General features: G+C 68.0%; 16 protein-coding genes. 8 read left to right on the forward strand and 8 right to left on the reverse strand.

Going from position 1 to position 21,275, the window contains the following annotated elements; translation table 11 throughout:
* Positions 1 to 33 precede the first annotated feature (33 nt).
* The 3 genes from BN984_RS06165 to pheS form a co-directional block, all read right to left on the reverse strand.
* Positions 34 to 1,239 (reverse strand): trans-sulfuration enzyme family protein, encoded by a 1,206-nt coding sequence (locus tag BN984_RS06165; protein ID WP_049913327.1) that lies wholly within the window; start codon positions 1,237 to 1,239, stop codon positions 34 to 36.
* Between the two features lie 233 nt (positions 1,240 to 1,472).
* Positions 1,473 to 3,185 (reverse strand): phenylalanine--tRNA ligase subunit beta, encoded by a 1,713-nt coding sequence (gene pheT, locus BN984_RS06170; RefSeq protein ID WP_008090861.1) that lies wholly within the window; start codon positions 3,183 to 3,185, stop codon positions 1,473 to 1,475.
* Entirely contained in the window at positions 3,185 to 4,684 is a 1,500-nt protein-coding gene (pheS, locus tag BN984_RS06175) for a phenylalanine--tRNA ligase subunit alpha (RefSeq protein WP_049967883.1), read from the reverse strand. The genes pheT and pheS overlap by 1 nt, the downstream gene beginning before the upstream one ends.
* Before the next feature lie 319 nt (positions 4,685 to 5,003).
* Here pheS and BN984_RS06180 point away from each other — a divergent pair, with 319 nt between their 5' ends.
* A complete protein-coding gene (locus tag BN984_RS06180) occupies positions 5,004 to 5,276 on the forward strand; it encodes a hypothetical protein (RefSeq protein WP_004974211.1) in 273 nt (90 codons plus the stop codon).
* Between the two features lie 20 nt (positions 5,277 to 5,296).
* Here the strand turns inward: BN984_RS06180 and BN984_RS06185 are convergent, their stop codons facing one another.
* Positions 5,297 to 6,499: an NAD(P)/FAD-dependent oxidoreductase gene (locus BN984_RS06185; RefSeq protein ID WP_049967884.1), complete on the reverse strand. Its 1,203-nt coding sequence runs from the start codon at positions 6,497 to 6,499 to the stop codon at positions 5,297 to 5,299.
* A 90-nt stretch (positions 6,500 to 6,589) separates the two neighbouring features.
* Between BN984_RS06185 and BN984_RS06190 the strand changes: the two genes are divergently transcribed.
* On the forward strand, positions 6,590 to 7,621 hold the full coding sequence (locus BN984_RS06190) for an ornithine cyclodeaminase family protein (RefSeq protein ID WP_049967885.1): 1,032 nt from the start codon (positions 6,590 to 6,592) through the stop codon (positions 7,619 to 7,621).
* A gap of 36 nt (positions 7,622 to 7,657) precedes the next feature.
* Here BN984_RS06190 and BN984_RS06195 read toward each other — a convergent pair whose 3' ends face one another.
* The 3 genes from BN984_RS06195 to BN984_RS06205 form a co-directional block, all read right to left on the reverse strand.
* Positions 7,658 to 9,247: a tryptophan--tRNA ligase gene (locus BN984_RS06195; RefSeq protein ID WP_049967886.1), complete on the reverse strand. Its 1,590-nt coding sequence runs from the start codon at positions 9,245 to 9,247 to the stop codon at positions 7,658 to 7,660.
* A complete protein-coding gene (gene endA, locus BN984_RS06200) occupies positions 9,244 to 10,263 on the reverse strand; it encodes a tRNA-intron lyase (protein ID WP_008090866.1) in 1,020 nt (339 codons plus the stop codon). Before endA ends, BN984_RS06195 begins: the two co-directional genes overlap by 4 nt.
* Before the next feature lie 194 nt (positions 10,264 to 10,457).
* A complete protein-coding gene (locus BN984_RS06205) occupies positions 10,458 to 11,189 on the reverse strand; it encodes an Sjogren's syndrome/scleroderma autoantigen 1 family protein (protein WP_049967887.1) in 732 nt (243 codons plus the stop codon).
* Positions 11,190 to 11,291: 102 nt separating this feature from the next.
* On the opposite strand from BN984_RS06205, the gene BN984_RS06210 reads away from it, so the two are divergent.
* Positions 11,292 to 11,942 (forward strand): HAD family hydrolase, encoded by a 651-nt coding sequence (locus tag BN984_RS06210; protein WP_049967888.1) that lies wholly within the window; start codon positions 11,292 to 11,294, stop codon positions 11,940 to 11,942.
* A gap of 50 nt (positions 11,943 to 11,992) precedes the next feature.
* Here the strand turns inward: BN984_RS06210 and BN984_RS06215 are convergent, their stop codons facing one another.
* Positions 11,993 to 14,332, reverse strand: a complete 2,340-nt coding sequence (locus BN984_RS06215; RefSeq protein ID WP_008090869.1) for a DEAD/DEAH box helicase — start codon at positions 14,330 to 14,332, stop codon at positions 11,993 to 11,995.
* A gap of 605 nt (positions 14,333 to 14,937) precedes the next feature.
* Between BN984_RS06215 and lipA the strand changes: the two genes are divergently transcribed.
* The 5 genes from lipA to lpdA all read left to right on the forward strand — a co-directional run bounded on the left by lipA (position 14,938) and on the right by lpdA (position 21,249).
* Positions 14,938 to 15,873 carry a lipoyl synthase gene (gene lipA, locus BN984_RS06220; RefSeq protein WP_049913328.1) on the forward strand — a complete coding sequence of 312 codons (936 nt, stop codon included), beginning with the start codon at positions 14,938 to 14,940 and terminating at the stop codon, positions 15,871 to 15,873.
* 296 nt (positions 15,874 to 16,169) lie between these two features.
* The gene (gene pdhA / locus BN984_RS06225; RefSeq protein ID WP_008090871.1) at positions 16,170 to 17,276 is read left to right on the forward strand and encodes a pyruvate dehydrogenase (acetyl-transferring) E1 component subunit alpha; all 1,107 of its coding nucleotides are present in this window, start codon (positions 16,170 to 16,172) and stop codon (positions 17,274 to 17,276) included.
* A complete protein-coding gene (locus tag BN984_RS06230; RefSeq protein WP_008090872.1) occupies positions 17,273 to 18,256 on the forward strand; it encodes an alpha-ketoacid dehydrogenase subunit beta in 984 nt (327 codons plus the stop codon). Before pdhA ends, BN984_RS06230 begins: the two co-directional genes overlap by 4 nt.
* A 3-nt stretch (positions 18,257 to 18,259) precedes the next feature.
* The gene (locus tag BN984_RS06235; protein WP_008090873.1) at positions 18,260 to 19,822 is read left to right on the forward strand and encodes a 2-oxo acid dehydrogenase subunit E2; all 1,563 of its coding nucleotides are present in this window, start codon (positions 18,260 to 18,262) and stop codon (positions 19,820 to 19,822) included.
* A complete protein-coding gene (gene lpdA / locus BN984_RS06240) occupies positions 19,822 to 21,249 on the forward strand; it encodes a dihydrolipoyl dehydrogenase (RefSeq protein ID WP_008090874.1) in 1,428 nt (475 codons plus the stop codon). The genes BN984_RS06235 and lpdA overlap by 1 nt, the downstream gene beginning before the upstream one ends.
* Positions 21,250 to 21,275 lie beyond the last annotated feature (26 nt).

Genomic DNA, 21,275 nt, shown 5'->3' on the forward strand with positions numbered 1-21,275 from the left:
GGAACGGAATTCGGGCGCGAGAGCGGTGACTACCTACAGGACCGAAAGCGCCGACTCGAGGTCCGAACGAAGGTCGTCGACGTGCTCGACGCCAACGGACATCCGAAGCAACGAATCGGAGATGCCGAGCGCGTCGCGTTCGGTCTGCGAGAGCGGCGAGTGGGTCATCGTCGCCGGGTGCTCGATGAGGCTCTCGACGCCGCCGAGACTCACCGCCAGCGGGAACTCCCGGAGTTCGCCGAGGAACTCGGCGGTCCCGTCGAGGTCGGTATCGAGTTCGAACGACAGCACCCCGCCGAACCCCGACTGCTGGCGCGCCGCGAGGTCGTGTTGCGGATGGGACTCCAGCCCCGGGTACAGTACCCGCGTCACGGCCTCGTGGGATTCGAGGAACTCGGCGATTTCCATCGCGTTGGCCTCGTGCTGGCGCATCCGCAGCGGGAGCGTCTTGATTCCCCGGAGCGTCAGGTAGGAGTCGAACGGTGAGAGCATCGACCCCATCCCGACGCGCTGGAGGAAGGTAATCTCCTCCAGTACGTCCTCGCGGTCGGTGACGACCGCGCCGCCGATGGAGTCGGAGTGACCGTTGAGGTACTTCGTGGTGCTGTGGACGACCACGTCGGCCCCGAGCGAAAGCGGGTTCTGGAACTGCGGGCTGAGGAAGGTGTTGTCCACCCCGAACACCGCGTCGCCCTCGTCGGCGATGGCGGCGATGGCTTCGATGTCGCAGAGGTGCATGAGCGGGTTCGTCGGCGTCTCCATCCAGACGAGCGCCGTCTCCTCGCGCATCGCAGCCGCGACGTTCTCCGGGTCGGTGGCGTCGACGAACGACACGTCCACGTTCAGCCGGTCGGCGAACAGCCGGTTGAGCATCGTCTTCGTCCCGCCGTAGAGGTCCTCGAACGCGACGATGTGGTCGCCCGGCCGGACCACGGCGGTCATCGTCGCGGCGATGGCCGCCGTGCCGGAGACGAACGCCAGCGCGTGGTCGGCACCTTCGAGCGCCGCGAGCCGGTGTTCCAGCGCGTTCCGCGTCGGATTCGACAGCCGCGAGTAGAGATACTCGCCCGCGTCGGGGTCGAGCGTCTCCAAGTCCGCGTCGGGGTCGATGGTCGGCACCGCGTAGGTCGAAGAGAGATGGACTGGAACGACGACGTCCTCGACACCCGGAGCCGGGGCCTGCCCGCGCTCGCCGTGGGTCACCGCCAGCGTCTCGCGGCGTACATCATTATCGTTCATACAGAAAAGGCGACGACTCGCGTCCTAAAGGTTTCTATCGCGTCCTGACCAAATGCATGAAAAGAATTACTGGAGGTGTAAAATTACCCCAAGTTATCCGATTTCGGCCCGTGGACCGTCAAAAATCCGCCCGCGGTCCTGTGACAGCTCCGACAGGTCGAAGCTCCCACCGTTTTCCGCGACGCGCTCCGCTCGCCGCGCAAAATCTGGACCAAAAAGAACCGTCCGAAAACCTACGCCAGCGCCGACAGGTCGAACTCGAACGCCGCGACCGGCAGTTCGAGGTCGTGGTCGACGATGACCTTCGGGTGGAGTTCGCCGACGACGCCGACTTCCTCGCCGTCGATGACGACCGCGGCGGTCCGGCCGTCGATGAACGACGGATGCTCGGTAGCGGGCGTCTCCAGTTCCGCGTCGAAGTCGCGGCAGAGCGCCGCGAGGCGGGCCTTCGCGTCCTCGTAGGTCGCGTCGTGACGGGCGAGGACGGCCGCGACGTGCCGGGCCTCGGCGACGCGAGTGTTCTCGTCATCGTCGCGGTGGGCCGCGTGGCCGATTTCCGCGAGGTCCTGCGGGTACGCCCGGTGGGTGTTGTTCTCCAGCACCATCGTCAGCGAGGGCAGCACCCACGTCCGGAGCATGGTGTAGTCCTCGCTGTACGGCTCGGTGATGGAGGCGGGTTCGCCGCCGCCGAGGTACTCGGAACCGACCTCGACGTCCATGCGCGCGTAGTTCTCCTCCTCCGAAATCATGTGGAAGTTGAGGAGGTCCTCGAAGCCGAGACCGACGAGTGAGGTGCGAACGGCGTCTTCGAGTCGGGAGCGCTCGTGGCGCTGGCCGACCGTCCCCACGTCGGGATAGCGCGGTTCGAGCTCGTTGAAGCCGTAGGCGCGGCCCACGTCGTCGACGAGGTCGAGCGGGTGGAGCACGTCCACGCGGTACGGCGGGATAGAGACCTCGTAGACGGTCTCTTCGCCCAACTCGGCGTCCGCGTCGAGGCCGGAGCGCTCGAACAGGTCGATGACCTCGTCCATCTCCAACTCGACGCCGAGGACCGTCTCGATGCGGTCGTGGGAGACGTGTTTCGTCTCGACTTCGAAGTCGGGCTTGACGACGGTCCCTTCCTCGTACTGGACCTCGACGTCCTCGATGGTCGCCCCGCGGGCGGCCAGCGCGTAGCAGATGATGTTGCACATCCGGTCGATGGTCCACTGGTCGGTGCCGGTGAGTTCGACGAGCAGGTCGCGGGAGTCCGTCGAGACCTCGGTCCGGCGGCCGTTGATGACCGGCGGGAACGAGAACAGACCGATTTCGTCGTAGATGGCCGGATAGCGGTCGTACTCGCTCACGAGGTCGGCGTACTTCCGCCCGGTGTCGTGCTGTTCGAGCACCTCGGCGGGCGTGAGTTCGTCGTTCGAGTCGAGCGCGACGAAGGTGTCGCCATCGGGTTCGATGCCCGTGTACGTGATGGAGTTGCCGGAGGCGTTCTCCGAGAGCACGTCGCCTTTCAGCATCGTCAGGTCGTGGATGCCGATGGCTCCCTTGGCGCGCTTGCGACCCATCGTCGCGTGGAGTTTCTCCTGCAACTGGATGAGCGAATCGAGCGCCGCGTCGTCCAAGTCGACCCCGCGGACGACCGCGCCTGTGACGTAGGGGCGCTCGTCGGGAACCTCGTCGTCGACGACGAAGGTCCAGTCGGGGTCGTTCGTGTTCGGCACCGAGACGCCGCGAGCGTCGCCGTACTGGTAACGGAGCGAGCGGGCGACACCTTCGACCGACAGGCGGTCGAGGCGGTCGGGGCCGAACTCCAGTTGGAACGCCCCGTCGTCTGTGACGCCCTCGAACTCCAGTCCGAGCGCGAACAGGTCGTCTTTGAACTCCTCGTCGGACTTGTCTTCGTGGCCGGTCAGGCGGCGCAGTTCGTCGGGTTGAACGTCGACTACGGGCATTACTTGAGCACCTCCGTCTCGCGGAGCAGGTCGAGGTCGCACAGCGTTCCGTGCACGTCGCGGATGTCGTCGAAGCCGTACATGAGCATCAGGAGACGCTCCAGGGCGAGACCCCACGCCATCACGTCGCACTCGACGCCGAGCGGGCGAAGCACTTCCTCGCGGAACATGCCGGAGTTACCGATTTCGATGAGTTCGCCCGTCTCGGGGTGTCGGCCGAACAGCTCGAACGACGGCTCCGTGTAGGGGTTGTAGTGCGGCTTGAACTGGATGTCCGTGATGCCGAAGTGGGAGTAGAACTCCTCGAAGGTGCCCATCAGGTCGCGCACCGAGAGGTCCTCGGCCATCACCCAGCCCTCTATCTGGTAGAACTCCAGCAGGTGCGTCGGGTCGAGCGTGTCGTTGCGGTACACCTTCTCGACCGAGAAGTACCGCTGCGGCGGCTCTAACTCGCCGACCTCGTGGCCCGAGAGGTAGCGCATCGACAGCGACGTGGTGTGGCCACGGAGCGCGATGGCCCGCGCGAAGTCCTCGGACCACGGCGAGTGGTAGCCGTCGCCGTCCTCGCCGACGCCGTTGAGGTGGGCGTCGCGGACGCGGTCGATGAGGTCCTCGGGAATGTCCTCCATCGGCGGCACGTCGAGGGCGAAGCGGTCCCAGTGGGTGCGCGCCGGGTGGTCCTGCGGCATGAACAGACAGTCGTTGATCCAGAAGTCCGCGTCGGCGTGCGGGCCTTCCATCTCGGCGAATCCCATGCCGGTGAGCACGTCCTTCACGCGGTCGGCGGTCTGCCGGAGGATGTGCTTCTTGCCGCCGCGGGCCTCGGGCGCGTCGGCCTCGACGTTGTACTCGGTGAACTCCACGTCTTCCCACTCGCCGGAGGTGAGCAGCTCGGGCGTGAGGCGGTCGACCGTCTCCGCCGCCTCGACGCCCTCCATCAGCGCCGTGACGCCCTCGTCTGTGAGAGTGACGGCGCGGATGGTGCGCTCGTGGCGGACCACGAGCTGCCGCGATTCGAGCTGGTCGAGCACGTCGGCGTCGACGGACTCGCCCGCGGCGAGGGCCGCGAGCGCGGCGGCCTCCTCGTCGGCGTCGGGGTCGGCGTCCGCGTCGGGCGCGAGTTCGCCCGAATCGATGTGCCCGTAGCCCTTGCGCGCGAAGTTCGACAGCGCGATATCGACCTGCGGGCCGCCGAGGGAGGACGCGCCGATGACCTGTCCCATCGGGACCGCGTCGCCGTCGCCCACGTCGAGCGCGGCACGGTAGAGCCGGACCTCGGGGAGGTCCTCCTCGGCGTATTCGACGCCCTCGTCGGTCAGTTCGACGGACTCCGCCGTGGTCTCGGTGACCGAGACGAGTCCCTCGTCGCGGAGGTCGAAGACCGCACCCGTCACCGTCTCGGGCTTCTGGTCCGTCGCCTCCGCGAGCTGTGCAATCGTTCGTTCGTCGGTGGCGCTCGCGGCGTTCAACACCGCGACCTGTGATTCCGGAAGTCGCATCTGGTTCGTTGTGGCGTTAGCCGTCTGGTGGTCGGTTAGCAGTTTCGAAGCCTCGCCGCGCTGGCGGGGCTGACCGGCGGGGTCGGTTTCGTCCGGCGGGCGCGATGACGCCCGACCGGAGTCCGCCGACCTCAGGCGGTCAGGAAGAAAAATCCGAACCCGTCGGTGGTCGGTTCGCTCGCTCGCGTCCCGCGTTTGGGTTCGGATACCATATGCGACCGATTGTGAGTGCCGAGTAAAAGCGTTGCGCGTCCATCCCGAGTCAGTCCGAACGCAGATACGTTCTTGGTACCGGCCGACGGAGAGACGGCGAAGACGAATGCGAGACCTGGACACGACCCTCTCGGCGATTCGCCTCGGCCACGAGGCGTCGCTCATCGTCAAACCCCCGAACCGACCGGACGACAGAGACGACGTCGAGGCCGTCCTCGTCCGGGCCTCGCCGCCCTACGAGTTCGACGACGGCGAACGGACCTACCGCGTCGTCGAAGACGAGGGCGACACCGGCTTTCGCGTCCTCGCGTCGCGCGACGTCGCCGACCCCGTCCGCGTCCTCGGCGAACTCCGCGCCGTGGTCGATATGAGCGCCTGAGCCGAGCTTCCCGGACTCTCCTACGCCACGTTCCGCTCGCGGAGCATCTCACCCGACTCGAACCGGTCGAGCGACAGCGCCGACACGTCCACCCCACAGACGTCCTCGCCGAGACACAAGTCGGCGACGGCCTCTCCCGTGGCGGGCGCGTGCTGGAAGCCGTGACCCGAGAAGCCCGCCGCGACGACGAGACCGGGGGCGACCTCGTCCAGAATCGCGTGGTGGTCGGGCGTCACGGCGTACAACCCGGCCCAGCCGTTTCGAATCCGCGTCTCCGGGCCGAAGTAAGCCGCGGCGTCGTCGGCCCGCTCCGTCGCCTCAACCGCCCACTCGAGGTCCATCGACTCGTCGAACCGGTCTGGGTCCGCGTCGGGGTCCGACTCCGAGAAGTGTCCGCCGACGATGGCGGTCCCCTCCCGCTCCGGCCGGAAGTACGCACCCGTGTCGAGGTCGATGGTGAGCGGTGCGTCCGCCGGAAGGTCGCCCTCGGGTTCCACGACGGCTATCTGTCGACGGCGCGGCGCGAGTGGGAGGTCGACGCCCGCGAGCGCCGCGACCCGACCGGACCACGCGCCCGCGGCGACGACGACCGCGTCGGCGTCGATGGGGCCGTCGGGCGTCTCGGCCCGCCAGCCGCCGAAATCGGCAGCGGTCGCAGCTGCGGTCTCGGTCGCACCGTCGTCGAACCCGTCGTCGCCGACACGAGCGAGGTCGGTCACGGGCGTCTTCGTCCGAACGTCGACGCCGGCGACGCGGACCGCGTCCGAGTAGCCCTGAACCGCGGAGTGCGGGTCGGCGACGCCGTCGGCGGCCGAGAAGGTCGCCGCGACGAACGACTCGGTCCGGAGCTCCGGGAGGTACTCGGTGGCCTCCGCGGGCGAGAGGACGCGACTCGGCGCGCCCGCGTCGGTCTGCATGGCGACGTTCTCCCGGAACGCCGCGGCGGTCTCCTCGCTCCGGGCCAGAAAGAGGTAGCCGGAGCGCCGGTAGTCGATGTCGACGCCGAAGTCGTCCGCGAAGGACTCCCAGACGGGGACGCTCGCGAGCGAGAGTTCGACGTTCACGCGCGTCGAGAACTGCGTTCGGATGCCGCCCGCCGCGCGACCCGTGCTGCCACCACCGAGCGTCCCCGCCTCGCAGACGGTGACCTCGGCTCCGCGGTCGGCCAGCGCGTGGGCGCAGGCGAGCCCGACGACCCCGCCGCCGACGATGAGGACGTGCATGGTCCTGTCTGATTCGCCACCGACATGAGCTTGTCTGTCACTCACTAGCGAGGGCAACGTTTTCACCCGACCACGGTGAGTAGTCTGGGTATGGTCCGTATACTCTCCGCCGACGCCGTCGGCGAGTTACTGTCGCTCGCGGAGCTGTTTCCCGTCGTCGAGGAGGCGTTCGTCAAGCAGGGTCGCGGCGAGGTCGAACGCCCCCCGAGACCGCACTTCCCGGTCGGCATCGACATCGACAGGGTTCGGGACGGGACCGGCGGCGAGGGTATCGCGGGCACAGATGTGGAACCGGCAGGGCGGGACGACCCGCTCGGCACCGGCCTCACCATGCCGGCGTACATCCACGGGCGCGAGGTGTACGCGACGAAGCTCGCGTCCGTCCATCCCGAGAACGTCTCGCACGGCCTTTCGACGGTGAACGCGCAGGTCGTCCTCACCGACGCGACGACCGGCCTCCCGCTCGCGCTCCTCGACGGGACGACGATTACCAGCGCCCGCACGGGCTGTATCGGCGGGCTCGCCGCGGAGTACCTCGCCGCCGACCCGGTCCGACTCGGCGTCCTCGGCGCGGGCACGCAGGCCCGCTGGCAGAGCCGCGCCGTCGCCGTCGGCTCCGCGGTCGAGTCGGTCCGGGTCTACTCCCCGAGCGACTCCCGCGAGGCGTGCGCCGCCGACCTCCGCGCTGACGGCCTCCCCGCCGAAGCGGTCGACTCCCCCGAGGCGGCCGTCTCCGGGGCGAACGTCGTCGTCACCGCGACGACGAGCGAGACGCCCGTCTTCGACGGCTCGTGGCTCGACCCCGGGGCCCTCGTCGTCGCCGTCGGGGCCTACACGCCCGAGATGCGGGAACTCGACGCCGAGACGTTCGAGCGGGCCGCGCGGGTGTTCGCCGACGTGCCCGAGGAAGTCGCCGATATCGGCGACGTGCGCGGGGCGGCTCTCGACGAGTCCGACCTGATTCCGCTCTCGGCGGTGTTCGAGGGCGACGCCGGCCGCGACGACGACGACGAGATTCTGGTGGTCGAGAGCGTCGGCTCGGCGGTGCTCGACGCCGCGACCGCCGAGTACCTCTACGAGAAGTCGAACGCGCGCGGCGTGGGAGAAGAAGTGGGGTTGTGAGCGGTCGTGTGGGCGATGGGTGGCGTTACCGCCTCACTAGTGCTCGGCGGCAACCCCCCGCCGCTCCGTCTCTAAGTCGATGTCCAGCGAATCGAGGACTTCCGCGGCCTCCTCGCGCTTTTCGTGGTGGTCTTCGAGGAACTCCCGCATCATCGTCGCCGCCTGCTCCTTGCAGCCGCCGCAGAGGCGCTCGCCGCCGACGCACTCGTCGTAGACCTCCTTGGCGAGTTCGTCGTCGTCGCCCGTCAGCAGGTAGGCGTACAGCTCGTACACCGGACACTTGTCGGCCTCGCCGCCGAGTTCGCGCTGTTCGTCGGCGGTGTCGCGGCCGCCGGTCGTCGCCGACTTCACCTTGTCGTAGCCCTCCTCGGGCGCGTCGAGAAGCGAGATGTGGCTCGCCGGAATCGACGACGACATCTTGCCGCCGGTGAGGCCGGTCATGAAGCGGTGGTAGATAGAGGACGGCGGGATGAAACCGTAGCCGCCGTGATGGGCCTCGACCTCGCGGGCGAGGTCTTCGGCCTCGTCGACGTCCATGTCGAACGCGTCGATGTGCTGGTCGTACCGGCGCTTTTCGCCCTCGATGTCCTCGATGAGCGCCTCGAACGCCTCGTCGGTCGCCTGCCGCGCGAAGAACCGAATCCGCGGGCGGAGCGGTTCCATCCCGGCGTTTTCGAGCTTCTCGACCGCCGATTCGCGGACCGACTCGGAAACGAGCACGCCGGCCGCGTCGAGGTCGGCGTCGGCGAGCCACTCGGCCGCCTCGCCGCACCGCGGCATGTCGGCGTCCTCGGCGTACGCCTCGCGGGCGTCGTGGGCGGCCGCGACGAGCGGGCGCTCGGCGTCGTCGAGTTCGAAGCTCGCGAACGCCTCGGTCACCTTGAAGAATCGCATCCGGATGGCGAGGTCGCGGGCGAACCGGACGTGGGGGTCCTGGTCGGGGCCGACCGGGATGACCGTCGGCTTGGGGTCGTCCAACTGCGGGTAGAGGATGTCGGCCATCTGCGTGACGACCGACTGCATGTGCGAGACGTTGGTCTCGCCGTCGAAGCCGTAGATGGACTGGAACTCCGAGAAGTTGGCCTTCCCACCGAGTTCGAACGCGAGCCGCTGGAGGCGGTCGTTGTCCGACTGTCGGTAGAGTTCGCCCTCCTCGGGGTCGAACCCGAGCGCGATGAGCGACAGCAGGTAGTCGCGGCTGTGCTCGTTGATTTCGTCCCACGGGATGCCGCGGGCGGAGTGCGCCTCCATGTCGGCGATGAGGCCGTAGGCGTCGCCGTCCTGCTCTTGATGCCAGATTATCTCGTCGAAGACGAGCTTGTGGCCGATGTGGGGGTCGCCCGTCGGCATGAAGCCCGAGAGGACGGCGAAGTCGTCGCCGTTTCGCATGGCGTCGAGGACCGGCCGGTAGTCGCGGTGGCCGAAGATGACCCCGCGGCGCATCAGATAGTGCGGGTTCGGCACCTCGTCGAGCACCTCGTCGAACTCCTCGATGCCGAACTCCTCGAACAGCTTCCGGTAGTCGGAGACGGTCGACGAGCCCCACGGGTCGAGGGCGACGTCATCTGCTCCCTCTGCTGTGCCTCCATCGGTGCGGATGCGCTCCGCGGGTTCGTCGTCTGTCATGGCGTGAGCCGACTGACCGAAAGCCAGTCTATCTCTCCGTTGTCGTCGGTCAGCGCAAAAACCATTCGCTTGCGGACACCGCCGGCGAGGCGCACGTCGAGCGAGAGGTCCCGCGGGACGAACGTGTGGTCGGGCGCGACCACGCGCACGAGGAACTCGGAGTGCGAGAGGTCCGACACCGACTCAAACTCCGTGTAGACGCGGAAGTCAGAGCCGAACTTGAACCCGCTTTTGGGGACCGTCTTGGCCTCCCGGAGCGCGGCGTAGACCGCGAGCCTGCGGTCGAATCGGTCGCCCTCGACGTCGCGGCCGCGGGAGACCACGTCGGCCTCGTCGATGGCGAGCGCGTCGGCGCGGGCGAGGTACGCGGCTTCGAGGAGCGACAGTTGGAGCGGGCCGCTGTCGGCGTTTCTGCCGTACAACCGCTGGCCGAAGAAGCCGCGCTGGTAGAGGCGGTCGACCCCGTCCCAGACGAGCGCGCGGTCCGAGAGGAGTTCCGCGTCGAGGTCGGCCGGGAGGTCTTCCGCGGCCGTCCCCTCGGGGTCGTCCCCCTCGGTGTCGAAGTACGTCAGGTCGCCGTCCTCGTCGACGATGGCGAGGACCACCTCGCCGAGCGACGAGACGGGGATACTCTCGCGCTCGCCGACGACGCGGACCCGGTGTTCGACCTCGCCGTCCCACGGACCCTTCCCGCGGGGGTAGACGAGGAAGTCCGCGTCAGCGGCGTCCGCGACGCCGGGCCAGCCCTCGCGGGCGGGCGAGAGGTAGAACCCGCGGTCGCGGAGGTCTTTGTAGACGACGAAGTCGAGGGTGGTCCCGGTGCGCGCGAGGAGTTCGCGCAGGCCCATCCCGTCCACGCCGTCGATGTCGTCCCGCGAGAGCAGGTGGGCGGCCTCGACGGGCGCGACCTCGAGGTCGTCGCCGCCGGTGGGTCTCCCGTAGCCGCGGGAGTCGTGGAACCGCTGTCGAGCGTCGCCCGGGAGGTGGACGACGCCGTCTTCGAGGCGTCCTTGCATACCCGAATCGGGGCGCGGCGACGACAAAGGGCCTGCGATGCCGGCGGCGCGGCGCGCGGGAGCGTCGGGATGACCGCCAGCGTCGACTCGTCGCGGCCGCGGTTCCGGACGCGCACCGCTCGGCCGGCCGTGTCGCCAGCGGCGGGGCCACGGTCGTCGTCCCCCGTCTTGCTGCCCTATGCGTGGACGTCGGCTCATGCGACCTCGCAGGTCGAGTCGAGACACCGCCGGCCGCGACTCGTCTCGAATATCGGGAGGCCGCAGTCGCAGTCGTCGCCAACGACGCCCGCGGGGAGGGAAAACGCCGTTTCACACTCGGGGGAGGCGTCACAGCCGGCGAGCAGGCGGCCGCTCCGCCGGATGATGCGGAGCGGCGACCCGCAGTCCGGACAGGACCACTCGCCGTCAAAGCGGTCTCTCACGCGGTCGTCCAGCGGGTCGCACCCGCGGTCGATGCACACCTCGAACGGCGCGCCGCGCTCGACGCGCATCAAAGGCAGGCCGCAGTCGTCACACGTCTCGTCGAGGACGGTTGCGCCCGCTGGCAGTCGATACTCGGTCCCCGAATCGAGAGCGACGACGGAGCCGTTGGTCCTGACGAGCGGGTCGCCGGTGTCGGGGTGCGAACCGACCGGGACGCCCGCGTCGCTCGCGGGGTACTCGGCGCGGCCGGTCACGTCGTTCGACTCGACCGTGAGGGTCTGGTCGTCGGCGCGGGCCACGAGGCCGAACGACCCCGGTCCGGACTCGACGGTCAGCGAGTCGGCGCGGGTCAGCCACGCGACGGGTTGGTAGCCCCCGGCGTCGTGGACGAGGACGGTGCGGTCGGGCTTGGCCACGACGACGACCCGCCCGCGCTGGATGCGGTCGCGGGAGCCCTCGAAGCTGACGGTGCAGTCGCCGGCGAAGACGCGTATCGAATCCATGGAGCGGGGTGGTTCCGGGTTCCGATTTGAACCTTCGTACGGGGGTTCATCAGCCATGCCGCGGCACGAAGGTCTTTGGTCGGCCGCGGCCGAGGGCGAACCATGGACGCGAACGTCGTGCTGTTCGACATGGACGGAGTGTTGGTCGATTCCGAGCAGTACTGGCACGCCTTCGAGGACGAGTGGGTGTTCGCCGACGCCATCGAGTCCGGCGACCCCGACCACGAGGAGATAACGGGGATGAACTTCCGCGAGATATACGACTACCTCGACGCGGAGTACGGGACGACCGTCACGAAAGACCAGTTCGTCGCGGCGTACCACGAGAACGCCGAGGGCGTCTACGGCGAAAATGTCGTCCTGATGGACGGCGCGGAGGAGCTGTTTTCGGACCTCCGCGCGGCGGGCAAGCAGGTGGCAATCGTCTCGTCGGCCCCGCAGGACTGGATTTCGACCGTCCGCGAGCGGTTCGACCTCGACCCCCTCGACCTCGTGCTCTCGGCCGACGACATCGACGACCCCGGCAAGCCCGAACCCCACATCTACGAGCACGCCGCCGCCGAGTTCGGCGTCGCCCCCGAGGAGTGCGTCGTCATCGAGGACTCGATAAACGGCATCGAGGCCGCCGTGCGGTCCGGCGCGTACACCATCGCCTACCGCGGCGGACAGAACGCCGACCTCGACCTCTCGCGGGCGGACGAAATCGTGAACGGGCCCGAAGAGTTGCGGGCGGCGTTGCTCGGCGAGGAGTAAGCGAAACGCGACCGAAAACGACCGGAACCCGACCGGCCCCGCGGTTTCTGCTATTCGACCCGAACCGTCCGCGTCTCCCGAATCGGGAGCAGCGGCAGGTCGGGGAACGTGACTTCCACGACAAACTCCAGTTCGTCGTCCGTCGCGCCGAAGACGCCGACAGGGACGGTCACCTCGTCGGAGAGGTAGCACGTCTTCGCCGACATCTCCACGTCGTTGACGGTGACGCGAATACCGACAGAGCCACCGCCGCCGTCGTTCCGCACGCGGATGTCGTGCATGTCGCTCTCGCCGCGGGCGACCGACTCGGGGAAGTCCCCCCAGTCGATGTCGGGTGCGGGGAGGTCCTTCGCGCTCTTGATGACGCGCTCGGCGACGCCCTGCGAGAGGCCCGCGCGGGTGAGTTCCTTCACGCCGGCGTCGACCACGTCGGCCGGGGTGGAGAGCCCGCCGGTCGCGAGCTTTCGCGCGCGGCCGGGACCGATGCCGTCGACGGCCGTGAGCGCCGCGGCGTCGCTGCTGACGCCGTTGTCGACGCGGGCCTCGACGCGCTTTGCGAGGTTGGCAGCGCGGGCGTCCGCGAAGGTGTCGAGGAACTCGCGGAGCGCGGAGAGGAGTCGGAGCGCGTTCTGCTTGATGACCCACGCGTCGCTCCGGAGTTCGCTCGGCGTCGAGTTCGCCATGCTGGCGTGGAGGATGGCGAGCACCTTCTTCGGGCCGTCTTCGAGCGTGGTCGAGACGCCCGTCAGCACCGAGTCGACGGCGTCGACCTCGGACTGACGCGCCGACACCTGCCGGAAGTCGGCCGCGCCAGCGACGGTTTCGAGGATGTCGTCGGCGGTGATGCGGTCGCGCTCGGCGAGGTCGGCGAAGCGGGAGGCGGTCCCGAGGCGGAGGTAGTACTTCGAGGTGAGTCGGCCGAGCGGGGTCGCGTCGATAGAGAGGTCGTCGTCCATCTCGACGAAGCCGCGGGAGACGAGGCGGTCGAGCACGTCGCGGACGCGCTCGCGGAGGTCCTCGAAGTCGTAGGCCGCCGGGTTCGACTGCGCCCGGCGGTAGTAGAACGTCGTCTCCAGCCACGACAGCACGTCGTCGAGGTCGCGGATGGTCCCCATGGCGATTTCGGCGTTGAGGTGCGAGTCGAGGTCCTCGGCGAGGCGTGACTCGATTTCCTTGCCCTCGCGGAGTAGACGACGGTACTTGTTCTGGTCCGAGCGGTCGCAGACGACCCAGCCGTAGCCCACGTCGTCGTAGCCGGGGCGGCCCGCGCGGCCGAGCATCTGGAGGATGTCGAGCGGCGAGATGTCCACCTCGCCTTCGAGGGGGTCGTGGTGTTTCGTGTCGCGGATGACGACACAGCGGGCGGGGAGGTTCACGCCCCACGCGAGCGTGGAGGTCGAAAACAGGAGCTGAATCTTACCTTCCTTGAACCACTCCTCGACGGCCTCGCGGTCGTCCCGAGAGAGGCCGGCGTGGTGGAAGCCGACGCCGTCTAAGACGCCCTTGGCGAGCGAGTCGTTGCTCAGTTCCTTCGCCTCGTTGTGGAAGTCGTAGTCGCCGCGCGCGCCGATTGGCACGTCGCGCTTCGCGAGTTCGTCGCGGGCCTTGGCGGCCGCGCGGACGGCGTCCTGCCGCGAGGAGACGAAGACGAGCGACTGGCCGCCGTCGCGGATGTGGGGCTCCGCGAGGTCGAACGCCCGGTAGAGTCGGCGGTACTTGTCGGCGAAGGAGTTCTCGCCGTGGGTGTAGGTTTTGACGCCCGCGTGCAGGTCGACGGGGCGGTAGTCGTCGCCGAACTCGAAGGTCGTCTCGTCCGGCGCGTCGAGCCACGCCGCCACGTCGTCGATGTTGGGCATGGTCGCGGAAAGCGCGACGATGCGGGGGTCGCAGATGCGGCGCATCCGTGAGACGGTGACTTCGAGGACGCCGCCGCGGGTCTCGGAGTCCAGCAGGTGGACCTCGTCGATGACGACGCAGTCGACGTCCTCGATGAACGAGTAGCGCGCCGAGTCGTGTTTCCGGGTCGCGGAGTCGGTCTTCTCGGGCGTCATCACGAGGATGTCGGCGCGAGCGGCCCGCCGCGGGTTCAGGTCGCGCTCGCCGGTGACGACGTACACCGAGTAGCCGAGGTCCTCGAAGCGCTCCCACTCGGTCTCCTTCTCGGTGGTGAGCGCGCGGAGCGGCGCGATGAAAAGCGCCGTCCCCTCGTCGCGGAGGGTCCGACAGATGGCGAGTTCGGCGAGCGCCGTCTTCCCGCTGGCGGTGGGCGCGGAGGCGACGACGTTGTGGTCGGTGTCGAGGATGGCGGGCAGCGCCTCGCGCTGCATCCGGTTGAACTCCTCGAACCCGAAGGCGTCTGCGAACTCGGGGACCGCCTCGGCGACTTTCACTGGGCGCACCTCCGGGTGCGCGCTGGCGTCGGGAACGAGACGAAGACGAGCGTCATACACGAAGCCGAGTCGTCCGTGGGGAAAGGCGTTTCTCCATCCGGCGCGGCGGCTCGCAGGTCTCGAACGTGCGGAAAACGGAGGGGCTGAGGTTGGTGGGTGGGTGGTAGGGAGGGTCAGGTCGAGGACTGAGGCGTCGGCCGGTTACGCGGCGCCGGCGAGCGCGGCGATGAACGACCAGTTCGTCCCCGCGGTGGCCTCGTGCTTCTTCGATTCGGCCTTCGTCATGTTGCGGCGGTGTTTCCAGTTCACACCCGTCAGAAGTCTTTACTCGAATATAAGTTTTTCAGTTAGATGATACATCTAGCACGGTCGTACATGCTGTTTGATGGAAAGTCGTGATGTATTCGGCCCGAACGTTTCGTTTTCCGAGATGGTAGTGTTCGTTTGAACGATTCTGAACAAGTCGTGATAACACGGAGCACACGGGTACTGGGCGAAGTCACGGCGGTGCGGTTTCGGTCGCCTCGGGGAGTGGCTCCGTCGGCAACCCGACAGACGGCGGACCAATCCTCACGTTTTTGCCCGTCGCCTCGCAAGAACTGCCTATGCGCACGCGGCGGAAGCCAGACTGGTTGAAGATGCGACCGCCATCGGGCCGGCGTTTCACCGATATCAAATCGACGCTCCGGGACCGGAACCTCAACACCGTCTGCGAGGAGGCGAACTGCCCGAACCTCGGAGAGTGTTGGAGCGGCCGCGACGGCCCCGGGACGGCCACGTTCATGCTCATGGGCGACCGGTGCTCACGCGGGTGTAACTTCTGCGACGTGACGACCGGCGGGATGGAGCCGCTGGACCCCGAGGAGCCGGCGAACGTCGCCGACGCGGTGGCCGAAATCGGCCTCGACTACGTCGTGTTGACCTCCGTGGACCGCGACGACCTGCCGGACCAGGGCGCGGCCCACTTCGCCGAGACCATCCGCGAAATCAAGCGCCGCGACCCCGAGGTGCTCGTCGAGGTGCTGATTCCCGACTTCCAGGGCGAACCCGAGCACGTCCGGAAGATAATCGACGCCGGGCCCGACGTCATCGCCCACAACATCGAGACCGTCGAGCGCCTCCAGTGGCCGATTCGGGACCGCCGCGCCGGCTACGAGCAGTCGCTTTCGGTGCTCCAGCAGGTGACGGACGAGTCTGACATCCACACGAAGACCTCTATCATGCTCGGCCTCGGCGAGCACGCCCACGAAGTCTACCAGACCCTCTCTGACCTCCGCGAGGCCGACGTGGACATCGTCACCTTCGGTCAGTACCTCCAACCCTCTCGGAGCCACCTCGACGTGTTCGAGTACGTCCACCCCGACGCCTTCGAGACGTGGCGGCGCGTCGCGGAGGACGAACTGGGCTTCCTCTACTGCGCGTCCGGCCCGATGGTCCGGTCGTCGTACAAGGCCGGCGAGCTGTTCGTGGACGCGCTCCTCCGCGAGGGGTCGAGCGTCGAGGAGGCGCGACAGGCCGCGCGCGCGGCCGCCGGACAGTAAGTCTCGCCGCCATCCCACCCCACTCCGCGCGACTCGACCGACCGGGTCCGACCCCGTTCCCGCCCCGAAACAGTCCTGCAATGCTGTCGATATTTCCGATTATTTCTCGGTGATGTGTGGGTTCACACTAATGAACGTCAGGAAGAATCGTTTAGAAGCGAAAATGTCCAATTTTACCTCGCGTGAGTTTACATAGCACGACGCGAGCCGCAATATTCCGAGCCAAAGTAAATTATATACGAAAACAATATAACGCCGGCGGGTGTCGATTTTGCCATGAACAGGAGGGTTCTCCCGTGAGCGTGCTTCAGCGCGACCCGCAGGACCAGGTACGAGTGCTCGACGAGGACGGGACCGTCGTCGGCGAGGTTCCCGACATCGACGACGAGACGCTCGTCGAGATGTACCGGTACATGCGTCTCGCCCGACACTTCGACACGCGGGCGGTGAGTCTCCAGCGGCAGGGGCGGATGGGGACGTATCCGCCGCTGTCGGGACAGGAAGGCGCACAGATCGGCAGCGCAATCGCGCTCGACGAACAGGACTGGATGGTCCCGAGCTATCGCGAACACGGCGCGTCGCTGCTCCGGGGGCTCCCGCTGAAACAGACGCTGCTGTACTGGATGGGCCACGAGAAGGGCAACGAGATGCCCGAGGGCGTGAACCTCTTTCCGCCCGCGGTCCCCATCGCCTCGCAGATTCCCCACGCGACCGGCGCGGCGTGGGCGAAGAAGCTCCGCGGCGAGGACGACACGGCCGTCATCTGTTACTTCGGCGACGGCGCGACCTCCGAGGGTGACTTCCACGAGGGACTGAACTTCGCGGGCGTCTTCGACACGCCGAACGTCTTCTTCTGTAACAACAACCAGTGGGCTATCTCGGTGCCGCGGGAGCGACAGACCGCCTCCGAGACGCTGGCGCAGAAGGCAACCGCCTACGGCATCGACGGCGTGCAGGTCGACGGGATGGACCCGCTCGCGGTCTACTCGGTGACGAAGGCGGCGCTCGACAAGGCGAAGAACCCCGCCGAGGGCGAGGGCCGGCCGACGCTCATCGAGGCGGTCCAGTACCGCTTCGGCGCGCACACGACCGCCGACGACCCGACCGTCTACCGCGACGACGAGGAAGTCGAGAAGTGGAAGGCGAAAGACCCCATCCCGCGGCTGGAGTCGTTCCTCCGCGAGACGGGTCGGATCGACGACGAGGGCGTCGAGGCCATCGAGGCGGACGTGAAACAGCGGGTCGCCGACGCCATCGAGGCGGCCGAGTCCGACCCGCGACCGGACCCGAGCGAGATGTTCAACCACGCATACGCCGAGCGAACCCCGGAGATTCAAGCGCAGTACGAGGAGTTCGAGGCGCTCCGCGAGAAGTTCGGCGACGAAGGATTCCTCAGAGAATGAGCAGTCAGAACCTCACCATCGTGCAGGCGGTACGGGACGGTCTCTACACCGAGATGAACCTCGACGACGAGGTGCTCGTCATGGGCGAAGACGTCGGGAAGAACGGCGGCGTCTTCCGTGCCACGGAGGGCCTCTGGGACGAGTTCGGCGACGACCGCGTCATCGACACGCCGCTGGCCGAGTCCGGCATCGTCGGCACGGCCGTCGGCATGGCCGCGATGGGGCTGAAGCCGGTCCCCGAGATTCAGTTCTCCGGCTTCATGTACCCCGGCTTCGACCAAATCGTGAGCCACATGTCGCGGTTCCGCAACCGAACCCGCGGCCGCTACACGCTGCCGATGGTGCTCCGCGCGCCCTACGGCGGCGGCATCCGCGCCCCCGAGTCGCACTCGGAGTCCAAAGAGATGTTCTACGCGCACGAGGCCGGCCTGAAGGTCGTCATCCCCTCGACGCCGTACGACACGAAGGGACTGCTCATCTCCGCCATCCGCGACCCCGACCCGGTCATCTTCATGGAACCGAAGCTCATCTACCGGGCGTTCCGCGGCGAGGTCCCCGAAGAGGAGTACACGGTCCCCATCGGCGAGGCCGCCGTCCGCCGCGAGGGTACGGACGTATCCGTGTTCACCTTCGGCGCGATGACGCGTCCGACGCTCGAAGCCGTCGAGAACCTCGAAGAGGAGGGCATCGACGCAGAGGTCGTGGACATCCGCACCATCTCGCCGCTCGACCGCGAGACCATCGTGGAGTCGTTCAAGAAGACCGGCCGCGCGGTGGTCGTCCACGAGGCCCCGAAGAACGGCGGTCTCGGGGCCGAAATCACGGCGACGGTTCAGGAGGAGGCGCTGCTCTACCAGGAAGCGCCGGTCAAGCGCGTCGCGGGCTACGACGTGCCGTACCCGCTGTACGCGTTGGAGGACTACTACCTCCCCTCGGTCGCCCGCGTCGAAGAAGGTATTCGTGAGGCGGTGAACTTCTGAACGATGGCGCTCAAGGAATTCAAACTCCCCGACGTCGGCGAAGGCGTCGCGGAAGGCGAACTCGTAACGTGGCACGTCGCGCCGGGCGACGAGGTGACAGAAGACCAGGTGCTCGCGGAGGTCGAGACGGACAAGGCGCTCGTCGACGTGCCCTCGCCGTTCAACGGGACGGTTGAGGAACTCCTCGCCGAGGAGGGCGAGGTCGTCCCCGTCGGCAACGTCATCATCACCATCCGGGTGGGTGGCGACGACGAGGCCGACGAGACAGCCGACGCGGATGCCGAGGAGACGGCCGAGAGCGACGACGCGCAGGCGTCCGACGACGCCGGCGACGACGACTCCGGTTCCGGCGGACGCGTGTTCGCCCCGCCGAGCGTCCGACGACTCGCCCGCGAACTCGGCGTCAGTCTCGAATCCGTCGACGGCAGCGGCCCGAGCGGCCGCGTGACCGAAGGCGACGTTCGCGCCGCCGCGGAAGACGACGGCGACGAGGACGAATCCAGCGGCCCGCGGACCGTCCAGAGCAACGGGAAGTCCGCGACCGCGAAGCGCGACGAGGGAACGTCGAGCGCGTCCACATCCGCGTCGGCCGAGAGCGCCGACCGAGAACAGACGCTCGCCGCGCCCGCGACCCGCGCGCTGGCCAAGGAGGAGGGCGTTGACATCAACGCCGTCCCCGCGACCGAGATGCGCGACGGCGAGGCGTTCGTCTCGCCCGAGGCCGTCCAAGAGTACGCCCAAGCCCAGCGCGAGGCGCAGGCCGCGGACGCCGAAGCGGTGGCCGCCGAGCCCGACGCCGGAACTGCGACCGCCGAGGCGACGAGCGAGCCGGAACCGGCCGAGAGCGCCGAAGCCGACACCGGTCCCGGTGCCGGCGAGCGCGTCCCCTACAAGGGCGTCCGCAAGGCCATCGGCGACCAGATGCAGCGCTCGAAGTACACCGCGCCGCACGTCACCCACCACGACGAGGTGGACGTGACCGAACTCGTCGAACTGCGCGAACAGCTCAAACCGGTCGCCGAGGAGCGCGGCTCGCGGCTGACCTACATGCCGTTCGTGATGAAGGCCGTCATCGCGGCGCTGAAGGACTTCCCGTATCTCAACTCGCAGCTCGACGAGGAGAACGAGGAAATCGTCCTGCGCGACGAGTACAACATCGGCGTCGCGGCCGCGACCGACGCCGGCCTGCTCGTCCCCGTCGTCCACGACGCGGACCGCAAGGGCATGCTCGAACTCGCCGACGAGATGAACGAGAAGGTCGAGAAGGCCCGCAACCGCAAGATTTCGCCCGGCGAGATGCGCGGCGGCACCTTCACCATCACCAACATCGGCGGCATCGGCGGCGAGTACGCGACGCCCATCATCAACTACCCCGAGGTGGCGATTCTCGCGCTCGGAGCCATCAAAGACAAGCCGCGGGTCGTCGACGGTGAGGTCGTGCCGCGAAAAGTCCTCACCCTCTCGCTGTCGTTCGACCACCGCATCGTCGACGGCGCGCAGGGCGCTCGCTTCACGAACCGCGTGAAAGAACTGCTCGAAGACCCCAAGCTGTTGGTGTTAGAATAATGGTCGTCGGAGACATCGCGACCGGAACCGACCTGCTCGTCATCGGCGCGGGACCGGGCGGCTACGTCGCCGCCATCCGCGCCGCACAGAAGGGAATCGACACGACGCTCGTCGAGAAGGACGCCTACGGAGGCACCTGCCTCAACTACGGCTGTATCCCCTCGAAGGCGCTCATCACGGGCGCGAACCTCGCTCACGAGGCGGGCCACGCGGAGGAGATGGGCATCCACGCCGACCCCGTCGTCGACATGTCGCAACTGCGCGACTGGAAGAGCGGCGTCGTGGACCAGCTCACCGGCGGCGTCGAGAAGCTCTGTAAGGCGAACGGCGTCAACCTCGTCGAGGGAACCGCCCGCTTCAAAGACGAGAACGCCGTCCGCATCGCCCACGGCGGCGAGGGACAGGGCTCGGAGACCATCGAGTTCGAGCACTGCATCATCGCCACCGGCTCGCGCGTCATCCAGATTCCCGGTTTCGACTTCGGCGACGAGCCGGTGTGGTCGTCGCGCGACGCCCTCGAGGCCGACACCGTCCCGGAGCGACTGGTCGTCGTCGGCGGCGGCTACATCGGGATGGAGCTGTCCACGACGTTCGCCAAGCTCGGCGCGGACGTGACCGTCGTCGAGATGCTCGACGACATCCTGCCGGGCTACGAGTCCGACGTGGCCCGCGTCGTCCGCAAGCGCGCCGAGGACCTCGGCATCGACATGCACTTCGGCGAGGGAGCAAGCGGCTGGCGCGAGGAGGACGACGGCATCATGGTGACCACCGAGACCGAAGACGGCGAGGAAAACGAGTACCGCGCCGACAAGGTGCTCGTCGCCGTCGGGCGCTCGCCCGTCACCGACACGATGGACATCGAGAGCGCCGGTCTCGAAGCCGACGACCGCGGCTTCCTCTCGGTCGACGACCGCCGCCGAACCGACGTGGAGCACATCTACGCCGTCGGCGACGTGGTCGAGGACACGCCGATGCTCGCGCACGTCGCCTCGAAGGAGGGCATCGTCGCCGCCGAGCACATCGCCGGCGAGCCGGTCGCCTTCGACAGTCAGGCCGTCCCCGCGGCGGTGTTCACCGACCCCGAAATCGGCACGGTCGGCATGACCGAAGCCGACGCCGAGGAGGCCGGCTTTTCACCCGTCGTCGGCCAGATGCCGTTCCGGGCGTCCGGCCGCGCGCTGACGACGAACCACGCCGACGGCTTCGTCCGCATCGTCGCCGACGAGGAGTCCGGCTTCGTCCTCGGGGCGCAAATCGTCGGCCCCGAGGCCTCGGAGCTAATCGCCGAACTGGCGTTCGCCATCGAGATGGGCGCGACGCTCGAAGACGTGGCGTCGACCATCCACACCCACCCGACGCTCGCGGAAGCGGTCATGGAGGCCGCCGAGAACGCGCTCGGGCAGGCGATTCACACGCTGAATCGGTAAGCGCCGCAGAACCGGACCGGTCTTTT

This window comes from Haloferax prahovense, assembly GCF_000723845.1.
GTDB lineage: Archaea > Halobacteriota > Halobacteria > Halobacteriales > Haloferacaceae > Haloferax > Haloferax prahovense.